Origin of the sequence: Micromonospora sp. NPDC048830 (genome assembly GCF_043198215.1) — a bacterium.
Classification (GTDB): Bacteria; Actinomycetota; Actinomycetes; order Mycobacteriales; family Micromonosporaceae; genus Micromonospora.
Genome location: NZ_JBICUP010000001.1, coordinates 190,150 through 216,674, shown reverse-complemented (window position 1 = coordinate 216,674; position 26,525 = coordinate 190,150). Strand labels below are relative to the sequence as shown.

24 protein-coding genes and 2 tRNA genes are annotated in these 26,525 nt (G+C 70.1%); 12 read left to right on the top strand and 14 right to left on the bottom strand.

What is annotated here, in order from left to right:
• Window positions 1-276: 276 nt before the first annotated feature.
• Window positions 277-459 carry a hypothetical protein gene (locus ACGFIZ_RS01035; protein WP_393414212.1) on the top strand — a complete coding sequence of 61 codons (183 nt, stop codon included), beginning with the start codon at window positions 277-279 and terminating at the stop codon, window positions 457-459.
• 149 nt (window positions 460-608) lie between these two features.
• Complete coding sequence (locus tag ACGFIZ_RS01030) at window positions 609-1,136, top strand: hypothetical protein (protein ID WP_393414209.1); 528 nt, start codon at window positions 609-611, stop codon at window positions 1,134-1,136.
• A gap of 326 nt (window positions 1,137-1,462) precedes the next feature.
• Here ACGFIZ_RS01030 and ACGFIZ_RS01025 read toward each other — a convergent pair whose 3' ends face one another.
• The 3 genes from ACGFIZ_RS01025 to ACGFIZ_RS01015 form a co-directional block, all read right to left on the bottom strand.
• A complete protein-coding gene (locus ACGFIZ_RS01025) occupies window positions 1,463-1,606 on the bottom strand; it encodes a hypothetical protein (RefSeq protein WP_393414206.1) in 144 nt (47 codons plus the stop codon).
• 1,259 nt (window positions 1,607-2,865) lie between these two features.
• A complete protein-coding gene (locus tag ACGFIZ_RS01020; RefSeq protein ID WP_393414203.1) occupies window positions 2,866-3,372 on the bottom strand; it encodes a nucleoside deaminase in 507 nt (168 codons plus the stop codon).
• Window positions 3,369-4,220, bottom strand: coding sequence for a GntR family transcriptional regulator (locus tag ACGFIZ_RS01015; RefSeq protein WP_393414200.1), 852 nt, complete (start codon window positions 4,218-4,220; stop codon window positions 3,369-3,371). The genes ACGFIZ_RS01020 and ACGFIZ_RS01015 overlap by 4 nt, the downstream gene beginning before the upstream one ends.
• 140 nt (window positions 4,221-4,360) lie before the next feature.
• On the opposite strand from ACGFIZ_RS01015, the gene ACGFIZ_RS01010 reads away from it, so the two are divergent.
• The 9 genes from ACGFIZ_RS01010 to xerC all read left to right on the top strand — a co-directional run bounded on the left by ACGFIZ_RS01010 (window position 4,361) and on the right by xerC (window position 11,339).
• Window positions 4,361-4,783 (top strand): hypothetical protein, encoded by a 423-nt coding sequence (locus ACGFIZ_RS01010; RefSeq protein ID WP_393414197.1) that lies wholly within the window; start codon window positions 4,361-4,363, stop codon window positions 4,781-4,783.
• 89 nt (window positions 4,784-4,872) lie between these two features.
• Complete coding sequence (locus ACGFIZ_RS01005) at window positions 4,873-5,079, top strand: hypothetical protein (protein WP_393414195.1); 207 nt, start codon at window positions 4,873-4,875, stop codon at window positions 5,077-5,079.
• A complete protein-coding gene (locus ACGFIZ_RS01000; protein ID WP_393414192.1) occupies window positions 5,076-5,480 on the top strand; it encodes a hypothetical protein in 405 nt (134 codons plus the stop codon). The genes ACGFIZ_RS01005 and ACGFIZ_RS01000 overlap by 4 nt, the downstream gene beginning before the upstream one ends.
• A 3-nt stretch (window positions 5,481-5,483) precedes the next feature.
• A complete protein-coding gene (locus ACGFIZ_RS00995; protein ID WP_393414189.1) occupies window positions 5,484-6,914 on the top strand; it encodes an FtsK/SpoIIIE domain-containing protein in 1,431 nt (476 codons plus the stop codon).
• The gene (locus ACGFIZ_RS00990) at window positions 6,911-7,570 is read left to right on the top strand and encodes a DUF2637 domain-containing protein (RefSeq protein WP_393414185.1); all 660 of its coding nucleotides are present in this window, start codon (window positions 6,911-6,913) and stop codon (window positions 7,568-7,570) included. Before ACGFIZ_RS00995 ends, ACGFIZ_RS00990 begins: the two co-directional genes overlap by 4 nt.
• Entirely contained in the window at window positions 7,567-8,214 is a 648-nt protein-coding gene (locus ACGFIZ_RS00985) for a GGDEF domain-containing protein (RefSeq protein ID WP_393414182.1), read from the top strand. Before ACGFIZ_RS00990 ends, ACGFIZ_RS00985 begins: the two co-directional genes overlap by 4 nt.
• Entirely contained in the window at window positions 8,211-9,932 is a 1,722-nt protein-coding gene (locus ACGFIZ_RS00980; RefSeq protein ID WP_393414179.1) for a replication initiator, read from the top strand. Before ACGFIZ_RS00985 ends, ACGFIZ_RS00980 begins: the two co-directional genes overlap by 4 nt.
• Window positions 9,929-10,114: a helix-turn-helix transcriptional regulator gene (locus ACGFIZ_RS00975; protein WP_393193418.1), complete on the top strand. Its 186-nt coding sequence runs from the start codon at window positions 9,929-9,931 to the stop codon at window positions 10,112-10,114. The genes ACGFIZ_RS00980 and ACGFIZ_RS00975 overlap by 4 nt, the downstream gene beginning before the upstream one ends.
• Before the next feature lie 133 nt (window positions 10,115-10,247).
• Window positions 10,248-11,339, top strand: coding sequence for a tyrosine recombinase XerC (gene xerC / locus ACGFIZ_RS00970; protein WP_393414849.1), 1,092 nt, complete (start codon window positions 10,248-10,250; stop codon window positions 11,337-11,339).
• Between the two features lie 62 nt (window positions 11,340-11,401).
• Here the strand turns inward: xerC and ACGFIZ_RS00965 are convergent.
• The 6 genes from ACGFIZ_RS00965 to gyrB form a co-directional block, all read right to left on the bottom strand.
• Window positions 11,402-11,477 (bottom strand) — tRNA-Ala (locus ACGFIZ_RS00965).
• A gap of 44 nt (window positions 11,478-11,521) precedes the next feature.
• A complete protein-coding gene (locus tag ACGFIZ_RS00960; RefSeq protein WP_347670870.1) occupies window positions 11,522-11,650 on the bottom strand; it encodes a DLW-39 family protein in 129 nt (42 codons plus the stop codon).
• 43 nt (window positions 11,651-11,693) lie between these two features.
• Window positions 11,694-11,767 (bottom strand) — tRNA-Ile (locus ACGFIZ_RS00955).
• Between the two features lie 147 nt (window positions 11,768-11,914).
• Window positions 11,915-12,826 (bottom strand): DUF3566 domain-containing protein, encoded by a 912-nt coding sequence (locus tag ACGFIZ_RS00950; RefSeq protein ID WP_393414176.1) that lies wholly within the window; start codon window positions 12,824-12,826, stop codon window positions 11,915-11,917.
• 3 nt (window positions 12,827-12,829) lie between these two features.
• Complete coding sequence (gyrA, locus tag ACGFIZ_RS00945) at window positions 12,830-16,477, bottom strand: intein-containing DNA gyrase subunit A (protein WP_393414846.1); 3,648 nt, start codon at window positions 16,475-16,477, stop codon at window positions 12,830-12,832.
• Between the two features lie 252 nt (window positions 16,478-16,729).
• Window positions 16,730-18,673: a DNA topoisomerase (ATP-hydrolyzing) subunit B gene (gene gyrB / locus ACGFIZ_RS00940; RefSeq protein ID WP_393414173.1), complete on the bottom strand. Its 1,944-nt coding sequence runs from the start codon at window positions 18,671-18,673 to the stop codon at window positions 16,730-16,732.
• 529 nt (window positions 18,674-19,202) lie between these two features.
• On the opposite strand from gyrB, the gene ACGFIZ_RS00935 reads away from it, so the two are divergent.
• The gene (locus ACGFIZ_RS00935; RefSeq protein ID WP_393414169.1) at window positions 19,203-19,757 is read left to right on the top strand and encodes a hypothetical protein; all 555 of its coding nucleotides are present in this window, start codon (window positions 19,203-19,205) and stop codon (window positions 19,755-19,757) included.
• A gap of 53 nt (window positions 19,758-19,810) precedes the next feature.
• Here ACGFIZ_RS00935 and ACGFIZ_RS00930 read toward each other — a convergent pair whose 3' ends face one another.
• The 5 genes from ACGFIZ_RS00930 to dnaA all read right to left on the bottom strand — a co-directional run bounded on the left by ACGFIZ_RS00930 (window position 19,811) and on the right by dnaA (window position 26,249).
• Window positions 19,811-20,380 carry a DUF721 domain-containing protein gene (locus tag ACGFIZ_RS00930; protein WP_393414167.1) on the bottom strand — a complete coding sequence of 190 codons (570 nt, stop codon included), beginning with the start codon at window positions 20,378-20,380 and terminating at the stop codon, window positions 19,811-19,813.
• Complete coding sequence (gene recF / locus ACGFIZ_RS00925; protein WP_393414164.1) at window positions 20,370-21,503, bottom strand: DNA replication/repair protein RecF; 1,134 nt, start codon at window positions 21,501-21,503, stop codon at window positions 20,370-20,372. Before recF ends, ACGFIZ_RS00930 begins: the two co-directional genes overlap by 11 nt.
• 16 nt (window positions 21,504-21,519) lie before the next feature.
• Window positions 21,520-22,398: a phosphogluconate dehydrogenase (NAD(+)-dependent, decarboxylating) gene (gene gnd, locus ACGFIZ_RS00920; protein WP_393414161.1), complete on the bottom strand. Its 879-nt coding sequence runs from the start codon at window positions 22,396-22,398 to the stop codon at window positions 21,520-21,522.
• Window positions 22,399-22,439: 41 nt separating this feature from the next.
• A complete protein-coding gene (gene dnaN, locus ACGFIZ_RS00915; protein WP_393414158.1) occupies window positions 22,440-23,573 on the bottom strand; it encodes a DNA polymerase III subunit beta in 1,134 nt (377 codons plus the stop codon).
• An 834-nt stretch (window positions 23,574-24,407) separates the two neighbouring features.
• Entirely contained in the window at window positions 24,408-26,249 is a 1,842-nt protein-coding gene (dnaA, locus tag ACGFIZ_RS00910) for a chromosomal replication initiator protein DnaA (protein ID WP_393414843.1), read from the bottom strand.
• Between the last annotated feature and the right edge of the window lie 276 nt (window positions 26,250-26,525).

The following is a 26,525-nucleotide window of genomic DNA, read 5'->3' as shown; positions in this document are numbered from 1 at the left end:
CCCGACGCTAACGTGCCGCGCCGCGGGCCGTGCCGGGGGCCGCCCCGTCCGCGTCCCTCCGCCAGCCCATGGCGCTGTCCGCTGGATACCGACGCCGCCGAAAAACTCCGCCTCTGCGTAGCCAGACGGCGTTGTCGGGGCGGAGCCGTATCGTTCCAGTGTGGACCTTGCGGAGCGGTCAAGGCGGGCGGCGGCATCGCTGGAGCGCTACCTGGCGCCGCTGGAGTTCAGCAACTGGTCCGCCGCAGGGTTACGGCCGAGCTGACCCGGCGGGTCGTGGCTTGGGATGTGGAGCACGGGTGGCGGGTCCGACGCGAGGTGCCCAGCATCGCCGACCTACCCGGTCCGCACCCCGACCGGCCGGGCCACCTCGACGTGGTGTGTCAGCGGCTCGACGGCCCACCGATCGCCATCGAGATCGACCGCACCGACAGACAGCCGCACCACGGGAAGGGTTGACCGCCGACACCCGACGTTGTCGAATCGAGTTGACAACGCCATGCCGGTGCTGCCGCCCCTGGATCGCGGCGGTGGCGCCGGATCTGCGAGGGCAAGGAGCCCGCATGACATCCATCCACAGCCGTTCCCGTCACCGTGGTGCCGTCCTGATGGCCATCTTTGCTATGGCGGCTACGGCCGTCGTGGTGAGCCCGGCCCCCGCCCAGGCCGCCCTCGGCGACCTGCTCTGCACGGACTCCGCGGGCTATGTGTTGTTCGAGCCGCCGCTCCGGCCCGGCGTCACCTCGACCGTTACCTCCCATGTCTCCACCAACAGCCCCACGCCCTGTCTTTCGCCCAACGGCAGCCACCCGGAGCTGGACTGGTACGACGAGGTGATGAACGGCACCGCCACGGTGAGCGGCGTCGGCGGTGGCGGCATCTGTAGTCTGCTGTTCACTCTCACCGGCACCGGACGTATCACCTGGTCCGACGGCACCACCAGCGACGACGAGATCACCCTCCAGACCGACCCCGCCAACCCCGCGACCCTGGGCGGCAGCGCCATCATCACCAGCGGCACCCTGCAGGGCGACACCGTCACCCTCGTCGCGGGCCTCGTCACTCCCAACGTCGACTGCGCCACCGCGGGGCTGTCCCGCCTGAACTTCGATCAGGCCATCAACACCTTCTCCTGATGGCGTTCACCGTCTGGAACCAGGTCACCGGCCTGGCCACAGCGGCCTGAGCACAACACCGGCGCACAGCCCCCCAGCACCCAGCACACTCCAACTCCCCCGAGTCCCAACACGTTGACAACGCCGACACCGCCCCCTGCGTGGCCTTCGGGCCGGACAGGGGGCGGCTTCGTCATGCCCGCTTGTCGTCGGCCTGACGGGTCAGATCCTCAGCGGACCCCGCGTGCGCGGCCGTGCCGGGCGCTGTGCCGGGCTGGCCGACGTCGTCTGTCCGGCGTGCCGTCGACCCGTCCCTGCGGCCGGGCCAACGGGGCGGGGGCCCGAGGTCAGATGTCGTCGGCCGGGATGGGGTGGACCATGTCGGCGGGGATTACCGACGGGGCCAGGTGCGGCTCGGCGGTAAGGTAGTAGGCGCCGTGATCCAGCGCGGCCCAGACCGCGTGAGCGCGTCCGACGTCGCCCTTGACCATCCAACAACGGCGGCAACGTCGGCCAAAAATGCTGGTGGAGCCCAGGGTACTTGAACCCCAAAAACGCGATCATGGAACGTCGGACGTATGAGCGGTCTCTGACCTGCTGTTACCTCCGGTCGACTGGCATCGCCTGACATCTGTTTGCGACCTCAGGTGGTCCCGATGTGGTCCCGATGATCTTGCCGCTCCCGCCCGGCCCACCCCTGCCTTGCAAAGATCAAGACTGCTGTCGGCCACCGTCGATGACTGCCGTTGACCTGCTCGACGTGTCGCCTACCGTCGCTCTGGGACCATGGCCGTCGTCGGGCTTGGCTGTACAAATGGCTGTACAGCCAAGCCGACATCCGCGTTAGGCCATCACGTTGTGCAGCAGGCCCGCCAGGGCGATGCCCACGGTCATGCCTGGGACCAAGCCAGCAGTGTGCCCGACGCCGAGGCCAACCGCTGCTGAGACCGCGAGGATCACTGCCCAACGAAGCGGCAACCTGGTCCCACCGGGAGATGCCTCATTGGCTCCTCGGTTCTCGCGACGTACGCTCGGCACGGTTCGGTACCTCCTGCATCTGCTGTCACAGAGCACGAACGCCGATCCTGGCCTCCGGGGGTGCTTTGGCCGGCGATTCCCGGAGGCCCTTCTCAACGCGAGTGCTTGCCGCCGTTCGGCTGCGGGGGCAGCGTAAGGCGAACTAGTGACAGCGGTCGACCGCAGCGGTGGACGAACCTCAGGACAGCCTGTGGACACGGGGAGACAGCGCCTGTGGATAACTTCTGCAGCCCCGACCGTGCAGGCCGTAACGGACGCCACTCTGTCCCCATCCCCCCGGATAGGTGCCAAAGACTGCGGCGCCCGGTCGGGGTCAAGGGTGGCCGTAGGCCATCGGCGTGCCGACGCGCAGCGCCCTTGACGCCGGGCGGGTGGCGTAGAGGATCGGGCACCCGGGGGATGGGTCACGCCCTGGTCCTCGTCGTCATCGAACTGCGGACAGCGCCCACGAGAGTCCAGGGGCAAGCAGCTCCGCTGCGCGGCAGCCGATCGCCCCGCCCTCGACGGCGAGCAGCCCCGACGGCGATCGTCCCGCCTCAGCCCCTCATGCCCTTCATGCCCTTCATGCTCCGCCAGCGTGGCCGGCCGGCCCGGCCGATGCCGGCCGGAGGTCGCCAGCAGGCCGGGGCCGGGCCGGCGCGGCCCGCTTTGCGGGCCGCCTTGATCTAATAGAGCGGAATTCGGCAATGTGTGGGCCTCGGCTGCAGCCTTGTCACAACTTGGGTACGACCGGGGACGGCAGCATGTCCGCCCACTTGCGCAGCACGTCAACCGCTTGGTCTCGGAGGGCTCCTTCGGCAACCTCTTCGCGCAGTGACCGGCGCTCGGCGGGCAGGGCGGCCTCTCGGTAGAGCTGGAGATCCTCAAAACCGTAGGTCGCTACGTCGTAGCTGCTCGCTCCGAAGATTAGGCGGGGGATACGTGCCCAGTAGCAGGCCATGAGGCACATGGGGCAAGGCTCGCTGCTGGCATACATGACGCCGTCTTCGAACAGATGCCGTCCGAGGTTGCGGCCAGCGTCGCGCAACGCCATGACCTCGGCGTGTGCGGTTGGGTCCCGTAGCTCGATAACGCTGCTGGTGCCTTCACCGACGATCTCTCCCGAGATGACCACGATGGCACCGAACGGCGTTTTTCCCTCGTCCTCCAGCGCGTGCCGGGAGATCTCGACTGCCCTCGTCAGGAACCGCTCATCTTGCGCGCTCAGTCGTACCGTCATGATCTTCCTCCTTGCCGCCCAGACGGCTTACCGCGCTTGGGCCAGGGCTTGAGTGGGGTGACGAATCGGAGTTCGGTCCGATCGGCTGGGTACTCGGCGTCGGAGACTTCGACGACTCTCTCGTTGGCATCCAGGGAGATCCGGCGACAGAGGATGAGGGGAACGCCATCGGGCAATCCCCATAGTTGCGCCTCGACGGTGGTCGGCATTCGGGCCGTCACCTCGTCAATCATGGTCATGATCTCGACGCCGACCGTCGAAAGCTGGTGCTGGGTTCCTCCTGGCCATGGCTCGTTGGCCTCGTCAAGAAGCGCGGGGTTCGAGCTGATGAGCGCGATTGGCATGTAGGAGACGCTTGACGAGAGAAGCAGGTCGGCGCTGTCAGTCGAGTCGTAGCGCCTCCGCAACACTGGGTCTGTCGGCTCGATCCGGAAGAGGGCGGCCAGGTTCGGTCCCGCCTCGATTTGGTCGTATCGGGAGCGGAACTTCTGCTCGCTGATCTGCATGTTGTGGTTGGTTTCGGCCTCGCCAACGGTGGCGCGTTCGGCCTGGGGACGGGCAGCAAGGTCTTTCTCGACCTGGTGGCGCTCTGACGAACGGATCACCTTCCGCGGTGGAACCCGGACCACGGGCGCTCTGCCGCGTCCGCTACTGATGAGGCCCTGTGCTTTGAGTAGGGCGACCGCTGCGCGGGCGGATCCAACAGAGCATGACCATCGGTCGGCCATCTCGGCCAGTGTCGGCAGTGAGGCTCCCGGCTTCAGTTCGCCGCGCTCGATCTGCATACGGATGTCGTCAGCGATCCGCAGCTGTATGGGCGGCGGGACGACTGTGGGGCGTGGCTCCATGACTGCATCTTCGCAGGTTTGTCAGCAAACCTCTTGCCCTCCGTTCGATCCATGGGCTAACCTCAATCGCAAGTTTGCTAGCGAACTAGCAAACTTCGTCGGGTCCGGCATACGTCCGGGGACAACAGGAGGTCAGGGGCATGGCTATCCCGAACACGATCAAGGTTCCGGTTCCGTTCGACTACGTCTTCCCGCACGGGGCGCTGTGCCTGGGTGTGGAGCCGGTGACGGACTTCGACAAGCGCGGCCAGGGCGACGACCAGGCGCGTGACAAGGACACGGGCGAGCGCCTGTGGGTGGTCAAGGTCCTGGACCTGGATCCCGAGGCCGGGAAGTTCGGCGGGTCGAAGGAAGTCAAGGTGAAGATCGCCGCGCCGGTGCAGCCGGTTCCGCCGGCGTCGAAGATCCCCGGCTACCCGCCGGCGGTGACCTTCTCCGACGTGACCCTCACGCCCTACGTCGACTCGCAGCGGTGCAAGGGCTCGGGGAAGTGCCGCGCGCGTCAGGCGTGGTCGATCCGCGCCGGGGCCATGACCGAAGCCGCGATCAAGCAGGCGGCCTGACCAGATCTGGATACGCGGGGCGGGCCTCTTCCGCCAAGTCGACTCCCGCCCCGCGTCTCACCTCGATCTCCTCGAAAGGAGTTGGGCTGATGCCCACGGTATCGAACAACGCGCGCGGTACGGACCGCGACACCGCCCGGGGGTTGACCCCCGCGCAAGCTGACGGCTTCGCGTGTGTGGTCTGCGGGGCGCAGTCGACGGCGATGGTCCCGGTGGGTGTGCTGCCGGGGGTGGGTCAGGTGTTCGCCTGCGCCACCGAGTGCGCGTCGGCTGCGGCTGGTAGGTGGTCGCGATGAAGACCCATCGCCGGACCGTGATGCGCCTGGCCAGCCCCGGTATCCGGGCCGCCCGCGAGGTCTACACCACGATCCCCGCCGACGCCGTCCGCGTGGCCGCGCTGGTGGAGATTGCCGCCGCCGCTGCTGCCCTGGCGCGGACGGTGGTGAAGCTGCGCCACCTCGACCCGGACCTGATCGCCCCGCACGTCTCCGACCGCGTCGACCTGCGGGCCGTGCTCGGTCGGGGCCGATGGCTGCCGACCATGACTCGTCACGTTCCCGCCCCGGAGTCGGGGCCGGTGGACCTGGCCGCGTTGATACCGGCCCGTCCGGTGCGTCCGGTTCGCCGCCGGGTGGTGCGTCGTGCCGGCTCGCCGGGGCAGGGCTCCCTGTTCGCCGCCGCGAAGGTGGAGGGCTGAGCCGTGCCATTGGTGAACGTGATCCGTGGCCAGCGGATCGAGGAAGCCCCCCTGAACCTGCGAACCCCGATCATCCGCATCCCCCTGTGGCTGGCCCTGTCGTGGTGGGGCGTCAAGGCCGTCGGCCGCATGACGGTCCTGGCGGGCCGCTACTGGTACGTCACCGTCCCGGCCGCCGGCCTGACCTGGCTGTACGCCCGGTACGGCTGGGCCGGTCCCGCGCTGACCGTGGGCGGTATCGGGTCGGCTGCCGCCGGCTGGTGGTACGGGCACCGGTCATCGTTCCTGCGATTCGCCTGGTACCCGGCCCTGGCCCGGTACCGGCGGTGGTCGTACCGGCGGAACTGGCACGCCGCGATGGTCACCGCCCGCCTGGCCGTGTCCTTCGACTCCCACACCGTCCTGCCCGTCCTCAAGCGGGTCCGCTGCACGGCCGGCGTGGACGTGGTGACGGTGCGCATGGTGACCGGCCAGATCCCCGACGACTTCGCCAAGGTCGCGGAACGCCTGGCGCACACGTTCGGCGTCCGGCAGGTCAAGGCTGTCCCCGGTCCCCGGCCCGATGTGGTGCTGCTGCACCTGTACCGCGGTGACCCGCTGGCCCGGGTGGTACGGCCGTTGCCGGTGCCAGCAGTGCCGGAGTTCACCGCCCTCCCGGTCGGCCGGCAGGAAGACGGCAACGGCTACCCGCTGCGCCTGTTCGGCACTCAGGTCCTGGTCGTGGGCGCCACCGGCTCCGGCAAGGGCTCGGTCATCTGGTCCGTGGTCCGGTCCCTCGCCGCCGGGGTCACCTCCGGGCTGGTGCAGATCTGGGGGCTCGACCCGAAAGGCGGCATGGAGTTGGGCGTCGGTGCGCCGATGTTCGCCCGGTTCGCCTGCAAGGACTACGCGGCGATGTGTGAGCTGATCGAGGAAGCCGCCACCGTAGCCCGCCAGCGGGCGGCCAACCTGCGGGGGCGGACCCGTCAGCACACCCCCACCCCGGATGAGCCGCTGATCGTCCTGGTGATCGATGAGCTGGCGAACCTGACCGCCTACCTGACCGACCGCCAGTTGAAGGACCGAATCAAGGCGGCCCTGTCCATCCTCCTCAGCCAAGGGCGGGCCGTGGGCGTGCACGTCGTCGCGGCGATTCAGGACCCGCGCAAGGAGGTGCTGCCGTTCCGGGACCTGTTCCCCACCCGCATCGGCCTGCGCCTGGCGGAAGCCGCCCAAGTCGACCTCGTCCTTGGCGACGGGATGCGGGACCGGGGCGCACTGTGCGACCGCATCCCCCAGAGCCTGCCCGGCGTCGGCTTCGTCGTGATCGACGGTGACCCGACACCGATGCGGGTGCGGTTCTCCTACCTGTCCGATGACGAGATCCGCGACATGGCCCACACCTACGGCCGGCTGCGCGTCATCGACGGCGAAGTCGTGGACGGTGCCGCGTGAAGCCGCATCCCGCCGCCACCCGCACGAAGCGGGTTGAGGGCCTGGTCCTGGTCGTGATCCTGCTCCTGGTCGCCGGCTTCGCCGGGGCCGCCTCCTTCACCCACGTCAAGGAATGGACCCTCGACAACTCCCCGACCGGCACGGGGGAGTGGTTCGGCTGGGCCAACGCCGTCATCTCCGAACTGGTGCCGGTAGCCGCGCTGCTGACGATCCGCCGCCGACGCCGCACGGACGGGCCGATCGGCTACCCGATGTTCCTGCTGATCGCCTCGGTTGCCCTGTCCCTGGCGGCGCAGCTCGCCGTGGCCAAGCCGGGTCTGTCCGGGTGGCTGCTGTCGGCCGTACCCGCGCTGGCATTCATGGGCCTGTCCAAACTCGTCCTCACCACCGCCCCCGCCCCGGCCCCGGTCCCCATGCCGGTCCCGGCCCCGCCCGTCACCGAACCCGCCCCGCCGGCTGAGCCGGTCGAGCCGGCTGCCCCGGCCGTCGAGCCGCCGCCGGCCGTTCCTGTCCCGCCGGCCCTCGTGCCCGTCGACCTGGTCGCCGTCGAGCCGACCCGCCCGGCCCCGCTCGCCCCGGCTCCGCTCGCCCCGGTCCCATCGACCGCCTTCGTCCGCCACAACGACACCCCGCTGACCAGGGAGGTCACCCGATGAATAACGCCCTTGTCTCCGGTCTGCTCCTGGCCGCCGGCCTCGCCCTGTTCTGCTGGGACCAGTACCGCCTTTACGTCGTCCGCTACGAGCTGGCCGCGCTGCAACGCGCCGCCGCCCGCGACCCGCTCACCGGCCTGGCCAACCGCGCCGGGCTCACCCAGGCGTGGAACCAGCTCGCCCCCGCCCGCCCGTGGGCCATCGTGGTGGACCTGGACGGCTTCAAGCCGGTCAACGACACCCACGGCCACGCCGCCGGGGACCTCGTGTTGACCGCCGTTGGCCGCCGGCTCGCTGACGTGCACGGGGTGGCGGCCCGGCTCGGTGGGGACGAGTTCGCCGCCCTCATCTGCGACCGGGATCCGGCCGCGGCTGCCCACCGCATTGCCGCCGGCATCGCCGCACCCGTCCGCCTGCCCTCCGGCATCACCGTGGCGGTGACCGCCAGCATCGGGCTCGCCCCGACCGGACCGGCCGGCCTCGCCGCCGCCCTGGCGGACGCTGACGCCGCGATGTACCGGGCGAAGACGACCCGGGCCGGGGTGGCGGTGTTCGACCCGCACCGCGACGACCACACCACCGCCGACCCCCGCCCCGCCGTCCGCGTCCGCGACCTCACCCCCGCCATGGCGGAGGTGGGCCGATGACTATCACCCCGCTGCCCGGCCTCGTCCCCACCACCGACCCGGTGGAGCCGAGGCCGGGCTCCCGGGCCGCCCGCATGCTCATGCCCCGGTCCGTCGACGTCGTGGCGGACCTGGCGGCCGACTACGGCGTCTGTACCCGACCGGTCAGCCTGCGCCGCACTGACCTCGACTCCGGGCAGACCGAAGTCGTTGACATGCCCTGCGGCGCCACCCAAGAGGCCAAGTGCCCGGCCTGCGCGAAGCGGGCACGGAAGCTGCGGCAGCAGCAGATCCGGGAGGGTTGGCACCGGGATGACGAACCCGACCCCGGACCTACCCCCGCCACCGAGGCGCAACGGGCGCTGATCGTGGCTCGGGCTCACCTGGAGTTCGCCCGGGATGAGGCCGCTCGGGCGTCGCAGTGGGATCAGGTCGTGGACTTGGACGACGCGATCGGGGAGCTGGAAGGCCAGATCACCACCGAAGGCATGCGCGGTCGTCCTGCCCCGCCGCACGCCACGGATGACGACCAGGACCAGGGCGACGGCAAGCGGCGGGTGCGGTCGACCAAGCGGCGGCAGGACGCCCCCGACTTGCCCCGCCTCCCCGTCGAGAACCGAACCGTGGGGCGGACGTACGAGGGGCACGGCGGGCAGGTGTTCCGGCCGTCGATGTTCCTCACCCTCACCCTGGGCTCCTACGGCCGCGTCCACACCGATGGCACCCCCGTCGACCCGGACGCCTACGACTACCGGCGGGCTGCGTGGGACGCAGTGCACTTTCCTCGGCTGCTCGACCGGTTCTGGCAGAACCTGCGCCGGGCGGTTGGCTGGAACGTGCAGTACGCGGGCGCGGTTGAGCCGCAGCGGCGGCTGGCCCCACACGCGCACTTCGCCATCCGGGGCACCATCCCCCGCGCGCTGATCCGCCAGGTTGCCGCCGCCACCTACCACCAGGTGTGGTGGCCGCCCGTCGACCAGCTCGTCTACACCCCCGCCAACGCGCCGCAGTGGGACGCCGACGCGGGCGGCTACACCGACCCGGACAGCGGGGAGCTGCTGCCGTCGTGGGATGACGCCCTGGACCTGGTCGACGCCGACCCCGACGCCGAACCCGTGCACGTCGTCCGCTTCGGCGTCCAGGTCGACGCCAAGGGCGTCCTCGCGGGCACCAAGGACGCCGACCGGTGCGTCGGCTACATCACCAAGTACCTGACCAAGCAAGCCGCGGACTGCCACCAGGTGACCACCGGCCGGCAACGTGCACACCTGGAACGGCTCTGGCAGGAACTCCGGCACACGCCCTGCTCTGAGCGGTGCGCCAACTGGCTGCTCTACGGCGTCCAACCCAAGAAGGCCCGCCCCGGGCTGCGACCGGGCAACTGCAAGAACAAGGTCCACAAGCGCGACACGCTCGGCATCGGCGGCCGGCGCGTCCTGATCTCTCGGCAGTGGTCCGGCAAGACCCTCTCGGATCACCGGGCCGACCGGCGGGAGTGGGTCAAGGCCCTGCTCGGCGTCACCACCGACGCCGACACCGCCCCGGCCGGCTCCGACACCGTCCGGCACGCCTGGGAACTCGCCCGGCCCACCGACCCCGACGTGCCACCCATCGGCCACCGCGTCCTACGCGCCATCTCCGAACGCATCCAATGGCGCACCCAACTCGACGCCGCAAGACGCGCCGCCGCCGACCCGCCCGATGTTTCGGCAACTGCGACCCCTTTGGAGGATCGATGACCGCGCCGACAATCGAGCCGCTCTGGACTGTGCAGGACGTGTCGGCGTTCCTGGGTGTCCCGGTCGGCACGCTCTATCAGTGGCGTCACCGCCGCACTGGGCCGCGTGCTTCGCGCGTTGGGCGTCACCTCCGCTACGACCCGGCTGCGGTCCGGGCGTGGGTCATGGAACGGGAGGGCTGACGTGGCGGTCCATGATCTTTGGTACCTGAGCACCCCCGGTCCAGACGGCGAGAGGGTCAAGTCTGGGAAGTATGGCCGGGGCAAACGGTGGCGGGTCCGGTACGTCGATGCCGCCGGTGAGACGCGGGACAAGGTGTTCCAACGGAAGAAGGATGCCGAAGACTTCGACCTTGCTGCCCGGACCGGCAGTGCGCCGGAAGTGAAGCTGGACCAGGGCGAGCGGAACGTCACCTTCGCGGTGTACGTAGACCGCTGGCGTCTGGCCCGGAACATCGGATGGGCGTTGGAGACTCGGCGACGCATCGAGTCGAACGTGCGGCGGCACCTGGTCCCGGAGTTCGGCAACCGCCTCGTCCGCTCGATCACCCAGACCGATGTGTTGCTGTGGCTGGCGCAACGTCTCGGGGCGGGTGTGCCTCAGTCCAGCCTGCGTCTGTACTTCGAGCTGTTCGACGCGATCATGGGAGCGGCGGTCACGGACAAGGTGATCCCGGACAACCCGTGTGATGGGATCAAGCTGTCACAGGTGTTCCGGGGACTCAGTCGGGCGCCGAAGTGGGTGCCCGATGAGAGCGACGTGCTTCGCCTGTTCGATGCGGTGCCCGACCGCTATCACGGGCTGCTGTGGCTCGGTGCGGGCGCGGGTCTGCGAATCAGTGAGGCGCTCGGTTTTGAGCACGGGCCGCGCTGCCTGGACGCGGAGCATGAGGAGCTACACATCGTCCAGCAATTGCGGTACGCGCCGCAGGAGTACCAGGGCGGCTTCTACCTCAGTGCGCCCAAGGGCGGCTCGTCCGGCACAGTGGACCTGGACCCCATGGTCGCTTCCGCGCTCCGCCGCCACGTGCAGGAGTACCCACCGACCGAGGTCGAAATGATCGACGTAACCTCGGGCAACCCAGTGCGCCGCCGCGTCCCACTGCTGTTCACCACGACCCACAAGAACCCGTTCACCGACCGTACCTGGTCGGCTGAGTGGGTCAAGTGGCGGGAGAAAGCGGGCTGGCCGAAGGAACACGGTGGCTTTCACGCTCTGCGGCACTTCTTCGCCACAACGCTGATCACCAACCACGTGGACCCGAAGGAAGTCCAACGGGCGCTGCGGCACAGCACGCTGCAAATCACCCTGGAGACCTACGTCCATTTCTGGCCACGCCGAGAGCGTCGGCGCGGTGTCGTGGGTGACGTGCTGCGGGCCGCTGTCAGCCACCGGGACCATCGGTAATGTGGTCCCGATGTGGTCCCAACGATCTTGCGGGATGTTCCGCCGCAGGTCAGAGGCGATATTGGTGGAGCCCAGGGGACTTGAACCCCTAACCCCTGCCTTGCAAAGGCAGTGCTCTGCCAGTTGAGCTAGGGCCCCGATGACGGACGACGCCGCCGTGGATCTGGCAGTCCGAGGGACGCTCAGCGCAGGTCGGGCGCCGTCGTCGCCTCGTGCCACAGGGCACGCTCGTCGTTCGAGTCCTTGATCTTCTTGGCCACGAGGGCAGCCACGCCGAGCAGGCCGGCCACAATCAGGAGCTTCTTGACCATGGGGCAACCCCTTGCGCTCGAAAGCCGTCGGACCAGTGTGCGGTGGGGCTAGCTGGAATCGAACCAGCGACCTCAGAGTTATCAGCTCTGCGCTCTAACCGACTGAGCTATAGCCCCGCATGGCGACGAGCAAGGTTAACCCATCGCCGCGGCCGGCCCCAAATCGGGGTCCCGTGGCGCCTCTCGCGCCCGTACCACCACGAACGTACCCGGATAGCCGACGCCGGGGCGACCGCATTACGGTTCCCCGGCGTCGACTTGCGGTCAGTCGCGCTCGGCGAGCGTCAGCTCGATCCCGCCGACCAGGTCGGCGCAGACGTTGTAGACGAACGCGCCGAGGGTGGCGAGCGCGGTGAACAGGACGACGTTGACCAGGCCGATCAGGGCGGAGCTGAGGATCACGCCCTTGGCCGTGATCCGGAACCCGCCGCTGCTGCCCTGCGCGCTGGCGTTGACCAGGTCGGTCAGGCTCTTGTTGACGCTCTCGAAGACGCCCATCGCGTCCAGCGCCAGGTAGAGCACCGAGGTGGCGACGACCACCACGATGAACAGCACGATGGAGACGGCGAAGGCGAACTTCATCACGGACCACGGGTCGATCCGCTTGAGGTTCAGCCGGGCCCGGCGCGGCCCGCGGGAGGCGGCCGAGCTGACCGAGGTACGCGCGGCGCGTACCGCCTCACCCACGCGGGCGGCCCCGACGGCGGCCGCGTTGGGAACCCCCGCTGGCAGTCCGCCGCCGCTGGCGGGACGGGCGGTGCCCGTGCCGGTCGGCCTGGCACCGTCCGGCTGCGGCTTGGCCGTTCCGACGCCCACCCGGGGCAGGGTGCCGGTGACGGCGGCGCTGGCCGCCTGACCAGCGCCGGCCTTGATCGGCTGGGTCGCGGCCGGACCGGCGGCGCCGCCCACCGGGCCGGCCGCAGCGGTCGCCGATGTGCTCTTGTCCACGCCGGCCGTCTCGGCCCTGTCGCTCGCCGACTCGTCGCCGGGCTTGTCCGGCGGGGGTGCCATGCCGGGGGCCCGGGTGAACTTCGGGGCAGGCGCGTCGGCGGGGACTGTCGCCCGGCCCACGGCCGCGCGGCCGGTCGCCGCCGCGCTGCCCTTCCCGGCGGCCTCCTCGTCGACCGGGTTGGCCGAGGTCCCCTTGTTCCCCGACTTCGCCTGTGTCTCCGTCATCAACTAGTCCTGTTCGTCAGGCTCGTCGGCATTGCGAGCAATCGCCACGATAGTCACGCCGTCCGGGAGGTCCATCAGCTTTACCCCCATTGTGTTCCGGTCACGCGTACGGCGTACAGGCTTCACCGGAGTCCGGATGACACCACCGTTGCTGGTGATCGCGAACAGCTCGTCGTCCGGGTCGATCACCACCGCGCCGACCAGACCACCGCGTCGCTCGGTGATCTTCGCAGTCAGCACGCCCTTACCTCCCCGGCCCTGGACCGGGTATTCCTCGATCGGGGTGCGTTTCGCGTAACCCCCGTTCGTGGCGACCAGGACGTCCATCCCCTCCTGGACGACCTCCATGGCCAGCAGTTCGTCGTCCTCGCTGAACCGCATGCCGATCACGCCCGAGGTGGCCCGGCCCATCGGCCGCAGCGCCTCGTCCGTGGCGTTGAACCGGATCGCCTGTGCGTTCTTGGAAACCAGCAGCAGGTCGTTCTCCGGGGCGACGAGGGCAGCACCGACCAGCTCGTCCTCATCGCGCAGGTTGATCGCGATGATGCCGCCGGAACGGTTGGAGTCGAACTCCTCGAGCCGCGTCTTCTTCACCAGGCCGTTCTTCGTGGCCAGTACCAGGTAGGGGGCCACCTGGTAGTCCGGAATCTCGATGATCTGCGCGATCTGCTCGTCCGGTTGGAACGCGAGCAGATTGGCCACGTGCTGGCCCTTGGCCACCCTACTGGCCTCCGGCAACTCGTACGCCTTGGCCCGGTACACCCGGCCCTTGTTCGTGAAGAACAGGATCCAGTCGTGGGTGGAGCAGACGAAGAAGTGGCTGACGATGTCATCCTGCCGCAGGGTCGCCCCGCTGACGCCCTTGCCGCCGCGCCGCTGCGAACGGTAGAGGTCGACCTTGGTGCGCTTGGCGTACCCGGTACGGGTGATCGTCACGACCACGTCCTCGCGGGCGATCAGGTCCTCCATCGAGACCTCGCCCTCGAAGGGCACGATCTTCGTGCGCCGGTCGTCGCCCCACTTGGCGACGATCTCGCCCAGCTCCTCCGAGACGATCCTCCGCTGCCGCTCCGGCTTGGCCAGGATGTCCTTGAGGTCGGCGATCTCGATCTCGAGCTTGGCCAGGTCGTCGAGGATCCGCTGCCGCTCCAGCGCGGCGAGCCGACGCAGCTGCATGTCCAGGATCGCGGTGGCCTGAACCTCGTCGATGTCCAGCAGCCGGATCAGGCCCTGCCGGGCGTCCTCCACGGTCGGCGAGCGCCGGATCAGGGCGATCACCTCGTCGAGGGCGTCCAGCGCCTTGGACAGGCCGCGCAGGATGTGCGCCCGCTCCTCGGCCTTGCGCAGCCGGAACGCCGTCCGCCGCCGGATGACCTCGATCTGGTGCTCGACGTAGTACCGGATGAACTGGGCCAGGTTCAGCGTGCGCGGCACCCCGTCGACCAGCGCCAGCATGTTGGCGCCGAAGGTCTCCTGGAGCTGGGTGTGCTTGTAGAGGTTGTTGAGCACCACCTTGGCGACCGCGTCGCGCTTGAGCACCAGCACGATCCGCATACCCGTACGCCCGGAGGACTCGTCCCGGATGTCGGCGATGCCGCCGAGCTTGCCCTCCTTGATCAGCTCCGCGATCCGCTCGGCGAGGTTGTCCGGGTTGACCTGGTACGGCAGCTCGCTGACCACCAGGCAGGGGCGGCCCCGCTTGTCCTCCTCGACCTCCACCACGGCGCGCATCCGGATCGAGCCCCGACCCGTGCGGTACGCGTCCTGGATCGCCTGCGTGCCAACGATCAGGCCGTACGTGGGGAAGTCCGGGCCCCTGACGATCTCGATGAGCGCGTCGAGGGTGGTGGCCTCGTCGGCATCCGGGTGCTCCAGGCACCACTGCACGGCCGCGCCGATCTCCCGCAGGTTGTGCGGCGGGATCTTGGTGGCCATACCGACCGCGATGCCCTCGGAGCCGTTTATCAGCAGGTTCGGGATGCGGGACGGCAGGATGGTGGGCTCCTTGGCCCGGCCGTCGTAGTTGTCCTGCAGGTCGACGGTGTCCTCGTCGATGTCCCGCAGCATCTCCATCGCCAGCGGGTCGAGCTTGCACTCGGTGTTGTGGCTGACGAACCCGTCGGAGACGAAGGAGTGGTCGTCGGTGTCCACCCGGATGCTGTAGACCGGCTGCACGCCCGCGTCGGTGACGCTCGCCACCTCGGCGTAGTAGAACCGGCCGTCGACCAGCGGCTCGACCACGTCGAGCACCTCGGCGTTCGTGATCCGGGCGGCGATCTCGTCGCGGTCCCGCTCCCAGCGCTCGATCCGGTCGACGTTGTGCCGTCGCAGCCAGTCCCGCTCGGTCCAGCGGGTGGCGCCATGCTCCCGGATGAAGTCGCCGACCAACGGGACGTGGTCGCTGGAGAGAGCCGTGCTGCTCGCCGTGACGCTCGCCAGCTCGGTCTCCAGCTTCGCCTGCTTGCGGCCGAGGAAGCCGACGTGCGCGGCGAAGATCCGGGCGTCGCGGCGGTTGGTCACCACGACCTTGATCTCGCCGTCGTCGTACCGGACCTGCCGGCTGACGACGCCGAACTCCAGCAGGAGCTGCTGAACCTCACGGGCCAGCCGCGCGCTGCGGGTGGAGTACGAGATCTGGATGGTGTTGCGCGGCAGCAGCGAGGACGAGCCGTCGCCCTCGAACAGCGCCTGGAGGAAGGCCCGCTTGACCGCCGGCTGCCCCTGCCAGACGAACTCGGGCACGAACTTCGCCGCGCTGCGTACGCCAATCAGCTCGGCGAGAAGGCTCCCGCGCAGCGCCGTGAGGTCCTGGATGTCGAGTTCGTGCAGCACGCTGCCGGACGCGATGGTGCGCTGGGCGACGTAGCGCGGGCCGCCGACGGCGAGGTCGTAGGCGGTGAGGACCCGGACGAAGAACTCCCGGTCCACGTTGTTGAAGCCGGCCCGTCCCTCGGACACCCAGCCCTCGCTGACGAAGGCGCCGGCGAGGAGCGCGGCCTCGACGTGCGCCAGCATCGGGTAGCCGATCTCGTCCGGCACGGTGCGCTGGAGGACCACCCGGTCACCGGGGGACACCTCGGCAAGCAGCTTCCACAGCAGGGTCGGCACGCCGGCCACGTCCACCAGGCAGAGCACCGGGTGGTTGTGGGTGCCGGTCAGTTCGTACCCCTCGCCGGTGCACAGCCGCAGCGTGGGGTGCTCGCCGGAGTGAAAGAACTTGGAGGCGCGCACCAGGTCGCCGTTGCGGTCGCGGACCTTGAGCTCGATGTCGGTCTCGCTGCCGGGCGCCGCGTCGGCCACGATCCGGTCGATCCGGACCGACCCGTCGGCGGTACGGATCCGGGCGTCTCCGGACAGGCAGTAGCGCATGGCCGCTGCTGGATCGTTGCCCGGCGAGCCGAAGTTGCCGTTGCCGTCGACCAGTGGGTACCGCAGCGACCAGGGCTGCGCCATCCGGACCAGCGCGTCGTAGATCGCCGAGTCGCCGTGCGGGTGGAACTGACCCATGACGTCGCCGACGACGCGGGAGCACTTCACGTAGCCGCGGTCCGGCCGGTAGCCGGAGTCGAACATGGCGTAGAGGATCTTGCGGTGGACCGGCTTGAGCCCGTCCCGGACGTCCGGCAGCGCCCGCCCCACGATGACGCTCATGGCGTAGTCGAGGTAGGAGCGCTGCATCTCCACCTCGAGCCCGACCGGTTCGATCCGGTCGTGCGCCACGACCGCGGCGGCTGTCTCCGGGACCTCGGGCTCGGCCGGGGTGGACTCGGGGGTATCGGTCACAGTTAACCCTTATCAGACTGAGAGTCGTTTTCGTGCTGTGGATAACGGCTGTGGAAACCGGCCGCGCTGTGGATAACTCTGTGGATCGGCGGGCCGTCCGGTGAACGGCCCGCCGGCCCGTCAGATGTCCAGGAAGCGGACGTCCTTGGCGTTGCGCTGGATGAACGAGCGGCGCGCTTCGACGTCCTCACCCATCAGCACGCTGAACAGTTCGTCGGCGACCGCCGCGTCGTCGAGCGTGACCTGACGCAGCGTGCGGGTGGCCGGATTCATCGTGGTCTCCCACAGCTCCGGGTAGTTCATCTCGCCGAGACCCTTGAACCGCTGGATGTCGTCCGGCCGGGCGTTCGGCTTCTTCTGCTGGCGCAGCGCGATGAGCCCGTCCCGCTCCCGGTCCGAGTACGCGTACTGCGCGTCGTCGCCCTTCTTGTTCCACTTGATCTTGTAGAGCGGCGGGGCGGCCAGGTAGACGTGCCCCAACTCGACCAGCGGGCGCATGAAGCGGAACAGCAGGGTCAGCAGCAGCGTCTGGATGTGCTGGCCGTCGACGTCGGCGTCGGCCATCAGCACGATCTTGTGGTACCGCAGCTTCTCGATGTCGAAGTCGTCGTGGATGCCCGTGCCCAGCGCGGTGATCAGCGCCTGGACCTCGTTGTTCTTCAGCACCCGGTCGATCCGGGCCTTCTCCACGTTCAGGATCTTGCCGCGGATCGGCAGGATCGCCTGGGTACGCGGGTCCCGGCCCTGCTTGGCGGAGCCGCCGGCCGAGTCGCCCTCGACGATGAAGACCTCCGACTCGCGCGGGTCGGTGGACTGGCAGTCGGCCAGCTTGCCCGGCATCGAGCCGGACTCCAGCAGCGACTTGCGGCGGGCCAGCTTGCGGGCCTGCTGGGCGGCGATCCGGGCGCGGGCGGCCTGGGACGCCTTCTGGATGATGATCTTCGCTTCGGCCGGGTTCCGGTCGAACCAGTCCACCAGCCACTCGTTGCAGACCCGCTGCACGAAGCTCTTGACCGGGGTGTTGCCCAGCTTGGTCTTGGTCTGACCCTCGAACTGCGGGTTGGCCAGCTTGACCGAGATGATCGTGGCCAGCCCCTCGCGGATGTCCTCGCCGGAGAGCTTCTCGTCGCCCTTGAGCAGCTTGCGGTCCGTCCCGTACCGGTTGACGACGCTGGTCAGCGCGGCGCGGAAGCCCTCCTCGTGGGTGCCGCCCTCGTGGGTGTTGATCGTGTTCGCGAAGGTGTAGACCGACTCGCCGTACGACTCGTTCCACTGCATGGCGATCTCGACCGACATGCCCTCCTCCTCGGCACCGAACTCCACCACGGTGCGGTGGATCGGGTTCTTCGAGGCGTTGAGGTGGCGGACGAAGTCGGCGATACCGCCCTGGTAGCAGAAGGTGACCTCGCGCGGCTTGCCGTCCTCCTCCTGGAACCGCTCGTCCAGGAGGTGGATGGTCACACCGCGGTTGAGGAACGCCATCTCCTGGAGGCGGCGGTAGATGGTCTGGAAGTCGAAGTCGACGGTCTCGAAGACGTCCGGGTCGGGCCAGAACGAGACGGCCGAGCCGGTGCGGTCGGTGGCCTCGCCCTTCTCCAGCGGCGTCGGCTTCGAGTTGGTGTACTGCTGCCGCCAGACGAAGCCCGACTTGTGGATCTCCACCGCCATCCGGGTGGAGAGGGCGTTCACGACGGACACGCCGACGCCGTGCAGGCCGCCGGAGACGGCGTACGCCTTGCCGTCGAACTTGCCGCCGGCGTGCAGCACGGTCAGCGCGACCTCCACACCGGGCTTCTTCAACTTGGGGTGCAGGTCGACCGGGAAGCCGCGGCCGTTGTCGGTCACCCGGACGCCGCCGTCGCCCAGCAGCACCACGTCGATGGTGTCGCAGTACCCGGCCAGCGCCTCGTCGACCGCGTTGTCCACGACCTCCCACACCAGGTGGTGCAGACCCCGCTCACCGGTCGACCCGATGTACATGCCGGGCCGCTTGCGGACCGCCTCAAGCCCCTCGAGAACGGTGATCGACTCTGCGCCGTACTCCTGCTTGTCCTGCGCTGCCACCCTCGGCCACTTTCTCGCGCCGTCGGCGCCGCAAGCGGCGCGTCGGGCGCGGGTTCGGCGGACAGGACGCGACGTCGGCGCGCGGACCGACACCGGGAGCAAACCGGGGTACGGGCCGATGCGCCGGTCGCCGCGGTTGCCCGCGGATCGCGATCGGCTCGACCCGACGTGGGACAATGATCGCGGGCCCTTGGCGGGCCCGTGTCCGTCGCTCCGTGTCGGGTCTTCGTCTCACCGTCAATCTTACTGTGCGCCAACGACAGAAGCGCCACTCGGCACCCCTGCGCGGCGGCTGAGAACTCCGTAGCCGGCCGAACTGCGCCCCCCGCGACTCCCCCTACACGCGATGCCCTCATCGGGAGGCGGCGCCGCTGCCGGAAGGCGCCGGACGCCCAGGGCGGGGCCACCCGGAAACCGCCGGCGACACACCTTCGCGAAAAGCTCCGGACGGCCGGTCTTGATCTTTCCCGGTCGGAACCGGACTATCGACGCGGACGCTTCCACACATGCTCTCAAGGGGTGACGCCAGATGGGGCTGGACAACGTCGCGGTGCACTGGCCGCGGACCGGCCGCTTCTACGACCCGGTCGCGCCGGCCGACTTCGTCGACTTCGGCGAGATCGTCGACATGCCGCGGATCTCGGCACCGACCGCCGCCCTCGCGGAACACATCGCCAAGACCGGAACCGTCCGGGCGACCGCGTACACCGAACTGGTCGACCTCCTGCTCGGCCTGGAGAATGTGTTGTACGCCACGGACGCGGCCGCCGAGGACGAGGACCCGGTGATCGACCCGGACGGCTGCGCCTGGATTGCCGGGGGAATCGAGCGCTTCGTCGCGGGGCACCGCCCCCACGGCGAGACGGTCACCTTCGAGTCGGTCAGCACCGTGCTACGTGGCCTGCTGTCCGACGGCCGCCTGGCCGAGCAGCAGCTGCGCTGGCTCGACAGCCGGCTCGACGCGCTGCGCGACGAGAACGGCGACCCCCCGCAGTGGAACTTCACCTGCCCGGAACTGGGGGTGCTGGCCGCGTTCTACCGGCGTTGCGCCGACCGCGGCTTCGCCGTCTACGCCGACGCCTGACGGGTCGGTCGCCCGCTTCCCCCGCCGACCCGTCCGGCCGGCCGGCGGCGCGGTCAGCCGTACGTGTCGCGGGGCCCTCGGCCGCGGACGCGGCGCGGCCCCTTGGACCAGGACGGTGCGGCGGGGCCGTGGATGTGCAGCTTGCGCACCACGTTGTGCCCCACCTCGCGGGCGATCTGCTGCAACAGCGAGCCGGCGAGCAGCCGCAGCTGCGTGGCCCAGGCGGTGGACCGGGCCTCCACGGTGAGCTCGCCGCCCTCCAGCTTGACCGGGCGGCTGTGCTGGGCCACCTCCGGCCCGACCACCCGCTCCCACGAACCGAAGACCGTCGCCTCGGCGGCCGGCTGCTCCCAGCCCCGCGCCTTGACCAGCTTGGCCAGCACCGCGCCGAGCGGCTGCGGGTCACGCGGGTCCGGCCCCGGGCCGGAGTAGCCGCGCAGCCGCCGCTCGCCCCCGCCCTCACCCGACACGACGCTGCGCCGACGGGTCCTGGCCGCGGCCTCCCGCCGGGCCTTCGCGGCGTCCAGCACGGCGCGGGCCAACTCGGGGCCGGAGGCGCCGGCCGCCGCATCGGGGACCGGCGGCGGATCACCCGAAGGCGGGCGTTTCGGCTCAGCCGGCACGGCGCACCGTCCCCTCGCCCACCTGGTACCGGACGCCCCGCAGGCCGGCGGGGACATCGTCGTCGACGGCGCAGGTCACCAGCAGCTGACTCGCCCCGCCGACCAGCTCCGCCAGCCGTTCCCGCCGGCCGGCGTCCAGCTCCGCGAAGACGTCGTCGAGCACCAGCACCGGCTCGATGCCGTCGGAGCGCAGCAGGTCGTACCCGGCCAGGCGCAGCGCCAGCGCGAACGACCAGGACTCGCCCTGGCTGGCGTACCCCTTGGCGGGCAGCGGGCCGAGGGTGAGGGCCAGGTCGTCGCGGTGCGGGCCGACCAGGGTCATGCCCCGCTCGACCTCGGCGGACCGGGACTCGGCGAGCGCCGCGAGCAGCGCCTCGGCCAGCGCCGCCCGGTCCGGCACGGGGTCGGGCAGCTCCAGCGACGGCCGGTACGCGATCCCCGCCGCGCCGCGCCCGGCGGCGACCGCGTCGTACGCCTTGGCGACGTGCGGCCCGAGCGCGGCGACCAGGTCCAGCCGGCCGGCGAGCAGCTCGGCGCCGTGCCGGGCGAGATGGGTGTCCCAGACCGCGAGCGTGGACAGGTCGCCGCCCCGCGACCCGCCGGTCTTACGGGCCAGGTACGCGGTGCGCAGCAGGGCGTTGCGCTGCTTGACCACCCGCTCGTAGTCGGCGCGCACCCCGGCGTACCGGGGCTGCCGGCTGACCAGCAGGTCGTCGAGGTAGCGGCGACGTTCTGTCGGGTCGCCCCGGACGAGTTCCAGGTCCTCCGGGGCGAACAGCACCAGCCGCAGCGCGCCGAGCACGTCCCGGGCCCGCCGCGCCGGCGAGCGCCCCAGCCGGGCCCGGTTGGCCTTGCCGGGAACGATCTCCAGCTCGACCAGCAGCTCGCGCCCCTCGTGCACCACGGCGCAGCGGATCACCGCCGACGACGCGCCCATCCGGACCAGGGGGGCGTCCGTGGCGACCCGGTGCGAGTCCAGGGTCGCCACGTAGCCCAGCGCCTCGACGAGGTTGGTCTTGCCGACGCCGTTGGCGCCGATCAGGACGTTCGGCCCCGGCTCAAGATCGACACCGACCCGCTCGTACGAGCGGAAGTCGACCAGTTCGAGCCGGCGGACGTACACAGGCTGTGGATACCGGTCAGCTCGTGCGCCGGACGACGGCGTGCCCGCCGAACTGCTGCCGCAGCGCGGCGACGGCCTTCATCGCGGGCGAGTCGTCCTGCCGGGAGGCGAACCGGGCGAACAGCGACGCGGTGATGACGTTCAGCGGCACGGCGAGCCGGACGGCCTCGTCGACCGTCCACCGGCCCTCGCCCGTGTCCTCGGTGTAGCCGCTCAGCTCGGCCAGCTCCGGGTCCTCGTCCAGCGCCCGGTCCAGCAGGTCGAGCAGCCAGGAGCGGACGACCGTGCCCTCGCGCCAGGACTTGAACACGCCCGGCACGTTGGTCACCAGCTCGGACTTGGCGAGCAGCTCGTAGCCCTCGGCGTAGGCGTGCATCAGGCCGTACTCGATGCCGTTGTGCACCATCTTGGCGTAGTGGCCGGCACCGACCGGACCGGCGTGCACGAAGCCGAACTCGCCCTCGGGCTTGAGCGCGCTGAAGATCGGCATCAGCCGGTCGACGTGCTCCTGCGCGCCGCCGACCATCAGGGCGTACCCGTTCTGCTTGCCCCAGACGCCGCCGGAGACGCCGACGTCGAGGTAGCCGATGCCATGGTCGTGCAGGCGCTCGGCGCGGGGGGCGTCGTCGCTGAACCGCGAGTTGCCGCCGTCGATGATGATGTCGCCCTCGCCCAGCACCGCGGCGAGCTCGTCGATGGTCGCGTCGGTCACGCCGGCCGGCACCATCACCCAGACCGCGCGCGGCGACTCGAGCTTCTCCGCCAGTTCTGCCAGGCTCGCGACGTCGCTGAGCTCCGCGTTCTGGTCGAAGCCCACGACCTCGTGCCCGGCGGCGCGTAGCCGCTCGCGCATGTTGCCGCCCATCCGGCCGAGTCCTACCAGGCCGAGCTGCATCTGTTCCTACCTCCGCTGCGTCTGGGTGAGGGGGAGCACGATCAGCGGGAGACGCGGATCGGCATGATGAGGTACCGGTACCCAGGAATGACCTCGCCATCCTCCCCGGCGGGGCACATCACCGCCGGCTTGAAGGCGTCGACGAACGACAGCAGCGCGAACTGGGCGTTCAGGTTGGCCAGGCCGTCGATCAGGTACTGCGGGTTGAAGCCGATGGTCAGCGGCTCGCCGGTGAAGGTCGCCTCCATGGCCTCGCTGGCCCGGGCCTCCTCCGTGCCGCCGGCCTCGACGACCAGCCCGTCGGAGCTGAAGCTGAGCAACACCGGGGTGGTGCGCTCGGCCACCAGGGCGACCCGCTTGACGACCTCGATGAGGGTGCTCACCGGCACCCGGGCCTCGGCGTTGTGGGTGTTGGGGAAGAGCGAACGCACCGGCGGGTAGTTGGCGCCGTCGAGCAGCCGGCTGGTGGTACGCCGGGTGCCGCCCGAGAAGCCGATCATGCCCTCGCCGGCCGCGCCCTGGGACAGGGCCATGGTCACCTGGCCGCCGAGCGGGCCGAGGGCCTTGGCGGTGTCGTGCAGCGTCCGGGCCGGCACCAGCGCGTTGATGCTCACCTCGGGGTCGTCCGGGGTCCACTCCATCTCGCGCAGGGCGAGCCGGTACCGGTCGGTGGCGAGCATGGCGAGCGTGCCGCCGTTCAGCTCGATGCGTACGCCGGTCATCATCGGCAGCGTCTCGTCCCGGCCGGCGGCCACGGCGACCTGGGCGACGGCCGCGGCGAACGCGGCGGCCTCGACCGTGCCGGTGCTCTCCGGCATCTCGGGCAGGGACGGGTAGTCCTCCACCGGCATGGTGGGCAGGGTGAACCGGGCGCTGCCGCAGACCAGCTCGAGGTGCGCGCCCACCGCGGCGATGTCCACCGGCTTGGCCGGTAGCGCCTTGGTGATCTCGGCGAGCAGCCGGCCGGAGACCAGGGCCGCGCCGTCCGCGTCACCCTGCACCTCGACCGTCACCTGGCTGGAGACCTCGTAGTCGAACCCGGAGACCTGCAGGTTGCCGTCGGTGACCCGGAGCATCACGCCGGCCAGCACCGGTACGGACGGCCGGTTGGGCAGGCTCTTCGCGGTCCACGCCACGGCCTCGGCGAGCGCGTCGCGCTCCACTCGGAACTTCATCAATGCCTCCGCGTCGACGTCAGCGACAACTCTCTCATGCCGACCGCTGTTCACCATCTCGCCCGACCGTGCGGGTACCCATCGCACCTTAGGGCGCGCGGGCAACGGCTGTGCGCCCGGCCCCGTGGATCGCGTCGGTGCCGGCCGGCTCTCGGCGGCCGTTCCGACCCGATCCACAGGAAGTCCAACGGTGATGATTGGTTTTTGTTCTCTTCAAAGAGATAACTCATCGTCTTCATCGCACCTGTGCAAACTGTGGATAACTCGCGTCCTCGCAGGTCAGGCCGGTTATTCACCGGTGGTTTTCCTGTGGATAACCCCGGGTACAACCGGCCTCGCGATCCACAGGCGGCCCGGTCCACCGAGTTGTCCACCGCTGTCCACCGGTTATCCACCGGTTATCCACCGACTTTCTCCCCAGTCCTGTGGACAGGCCGGACCCACGAGATCCGCGTTGTCCCCAGAACCTTCAACAGGAAACCCACAGCCACCCCCTCGACCGGTGGACAACGATGATGTTGTCCCCAGGCGTCCACACGCTGTCCCCAGGGTTCATCCACAAGCTGTGGGTAACCGGGGATGTGCGCACGGCGGTTTTCCACCGTCGGTGGAAAACCGGGTGTGGACAACGAGCGCCCGCGGTGGACAGTCACGGCCCGATCGTGGGGCCTCGACCGGGTCGAGGGTCAACCACCCGCCGGGTACGCCGACGCCGCCCACCCGGCTGTGGGCCGGTGACCATGGAGTTGACCGTGCGAAATGTTCCTTTTCCTGCCGCCAACCCCGTGATCACCGACGTGCGCGACGGGGTTGTGCCGTGCCGTGCCGGCGGGCTCAGGTGGTCTGCTTGATCCGGTTCGTCAGCTCGGCGATCTGGTTGTAGAGCGAGCGGCGCTCCGCCATCTGCTGCCGGATCTTCCGGTCGGCGTGCATCACGGTGGTGTGGTCCCGCCCGCCGAACGCCTGCCCGATCCGGGGCAGTGACAGGTCGGTCAGCTCACGACACAGGTACATGGCGACCTGACGGGCGTTGACCAGCACCCGAGACCGGGAATGGCCGCGCAGATCCTCCAGGCTGACACCGAAGTAGTCGGCGGTGGAGACCATGATCTGGTCCGCGGTGATCTCCGGGCCGGCGCCGTCGGGGATGAAGTCCCGCAGCACCTCCTCGGCCAGCGACAGCTCCACCGTCGAACGGGTGAGGCTGGCGAACGCGGTGACCCGGATCAGCGCCCCCTCCAGTTCCCGGATCGAGTTCGACACCCGGGAGGCGATGAACTCCAACACGTCCGGCGGGGCGAACAGGCGCTCCTGGGCCGCCTTCTTCTGCAGGATCGCGATCCGGGTCTCCAGGTCCGGCGGCTGGATGTCGGCGAGCAGGCCCCACTCGAACCGGGTCCGCAGCCGGTCCTCCAGGGTGGCCAGCTGCTTCGGCGACCGGTCCGAGGTGATCACGATCTGCTTGTTGGCGTTGTGCAGCGTGTTGAAGGTGTGGAAGAACTCCTCCTGGGTCCGCTCGCGGTTCTCCAGGAACTGGATGTCGTCGATCAGCAGGATGTCGACGTCCCGGTAGCGGCGCTGGAACGCGCTGGTCTTGTCGTCGCGCAGCGAGTTGATGAAGTCGTTGGTGAATTCCTCGGTCGAGACGTACCGGACCGAGCGGGCGTTGCCGAGCGTCGTGGCGTAGTGGCCGATGGCGTGCAGCAGGTGGGTCTTGCCCAGCCCCGAGCTGCCGTAGATGAACAGCGGGTTGTACGCCTTCGCGGGGGACTCGGCCACCGCCACCGCGGCGGCGTGCGCGAACCGGTTGGACGAGCCGATGACGAACGTCTCGAACATGTACTTCGGGTTGAGCCGGTTGCCGCCGGTGTCCGCGCCCCCGGGAAGCCGCCGGTCGTCCCGGACTCCTGGTCTGTGGTCGACGCCACCCCGCCCCGGGCCGCTGTCCGTGCCGCCGTCGCGCGGCAACCGCTGCGGCGGGGCGCCGTCGCGGAAGCGGGAATCGAAGAGGTGGGCGTCGCCGCCCTGGTCGACCCGGGGGCGGTCGGAGAACCCGTGCCGCTCCTGTCCGGGCCGGGAATTCGGCAGCGGGTCGGCGAAGCTGGCGCTGAACAGCGGCTCCTGGGCGTCCCGGCTGGCCGGGATGAGTCCGGGCCGGTGACCGCCGGCCGCCGGGGGGCGGGGCGCGCCGTCCAGGCCCGGTCCGGCGGGATCGTGCTCGGGGCCGTCGCCCTCGGCGCGCCCCGGTTGGGCCTGGTTCTGCTCACCCGGCCCTGGGTAACCCGAGACGGGGAAGGCGGCTTCCGACTCGGGCTGGCCCCCGCCGGGCCCCTCGTAACCGCGGGCGTCGTACGGTGGCGGGGTGTCGTAGCCGGGTGGCGTGTTCGGGCCGGCGTCCGCGGTGGCGCGGTAGACGGTGCCCGCCGGACGGCCCGAGGCGTCCTCGGCGACCCGTACGGTCACCGCCACCTGGATCGGTCGGCCCAGCCGCCGGGTCAGCGCCTCGGTGATCGCGGGCCGCAGCCGGGACTCGATCACGTCCCGGGTGAACGCGTCCGGGACGGAGAGCAGCGCGGTGTCCTCGACGATCGCGCGGAGCCGGGTGAGCCTCAGGTACGCGCGCTGCTGGGCGGAGATGATCTCGTCGGCGAGCTCGTCGGTCGTCGCCGTCCACACCGCGGCAAGGTCGGTCGTACCGGCCACCGTCGTGCCACCCCCTCGCCTCTGCTCCCGACCGCCGCTGGTCCAGCCCCGGATGGCTGACCGGTCGTCATCCACAAGTTATCCACAGCCTGTGTGTACCGACCGATTGTGGCCTCCCGCCGGACGCGGGTCGGACCGGCCCCCCTGTCTGGACGGGTGCTGAAGCGGGTTCACCGTGCCGAACGATTGACTGCCCTGTCCGGTCTTGCCTGCCGACGAGAGAACCCGGCGAGGACGCTGACCGCAAAC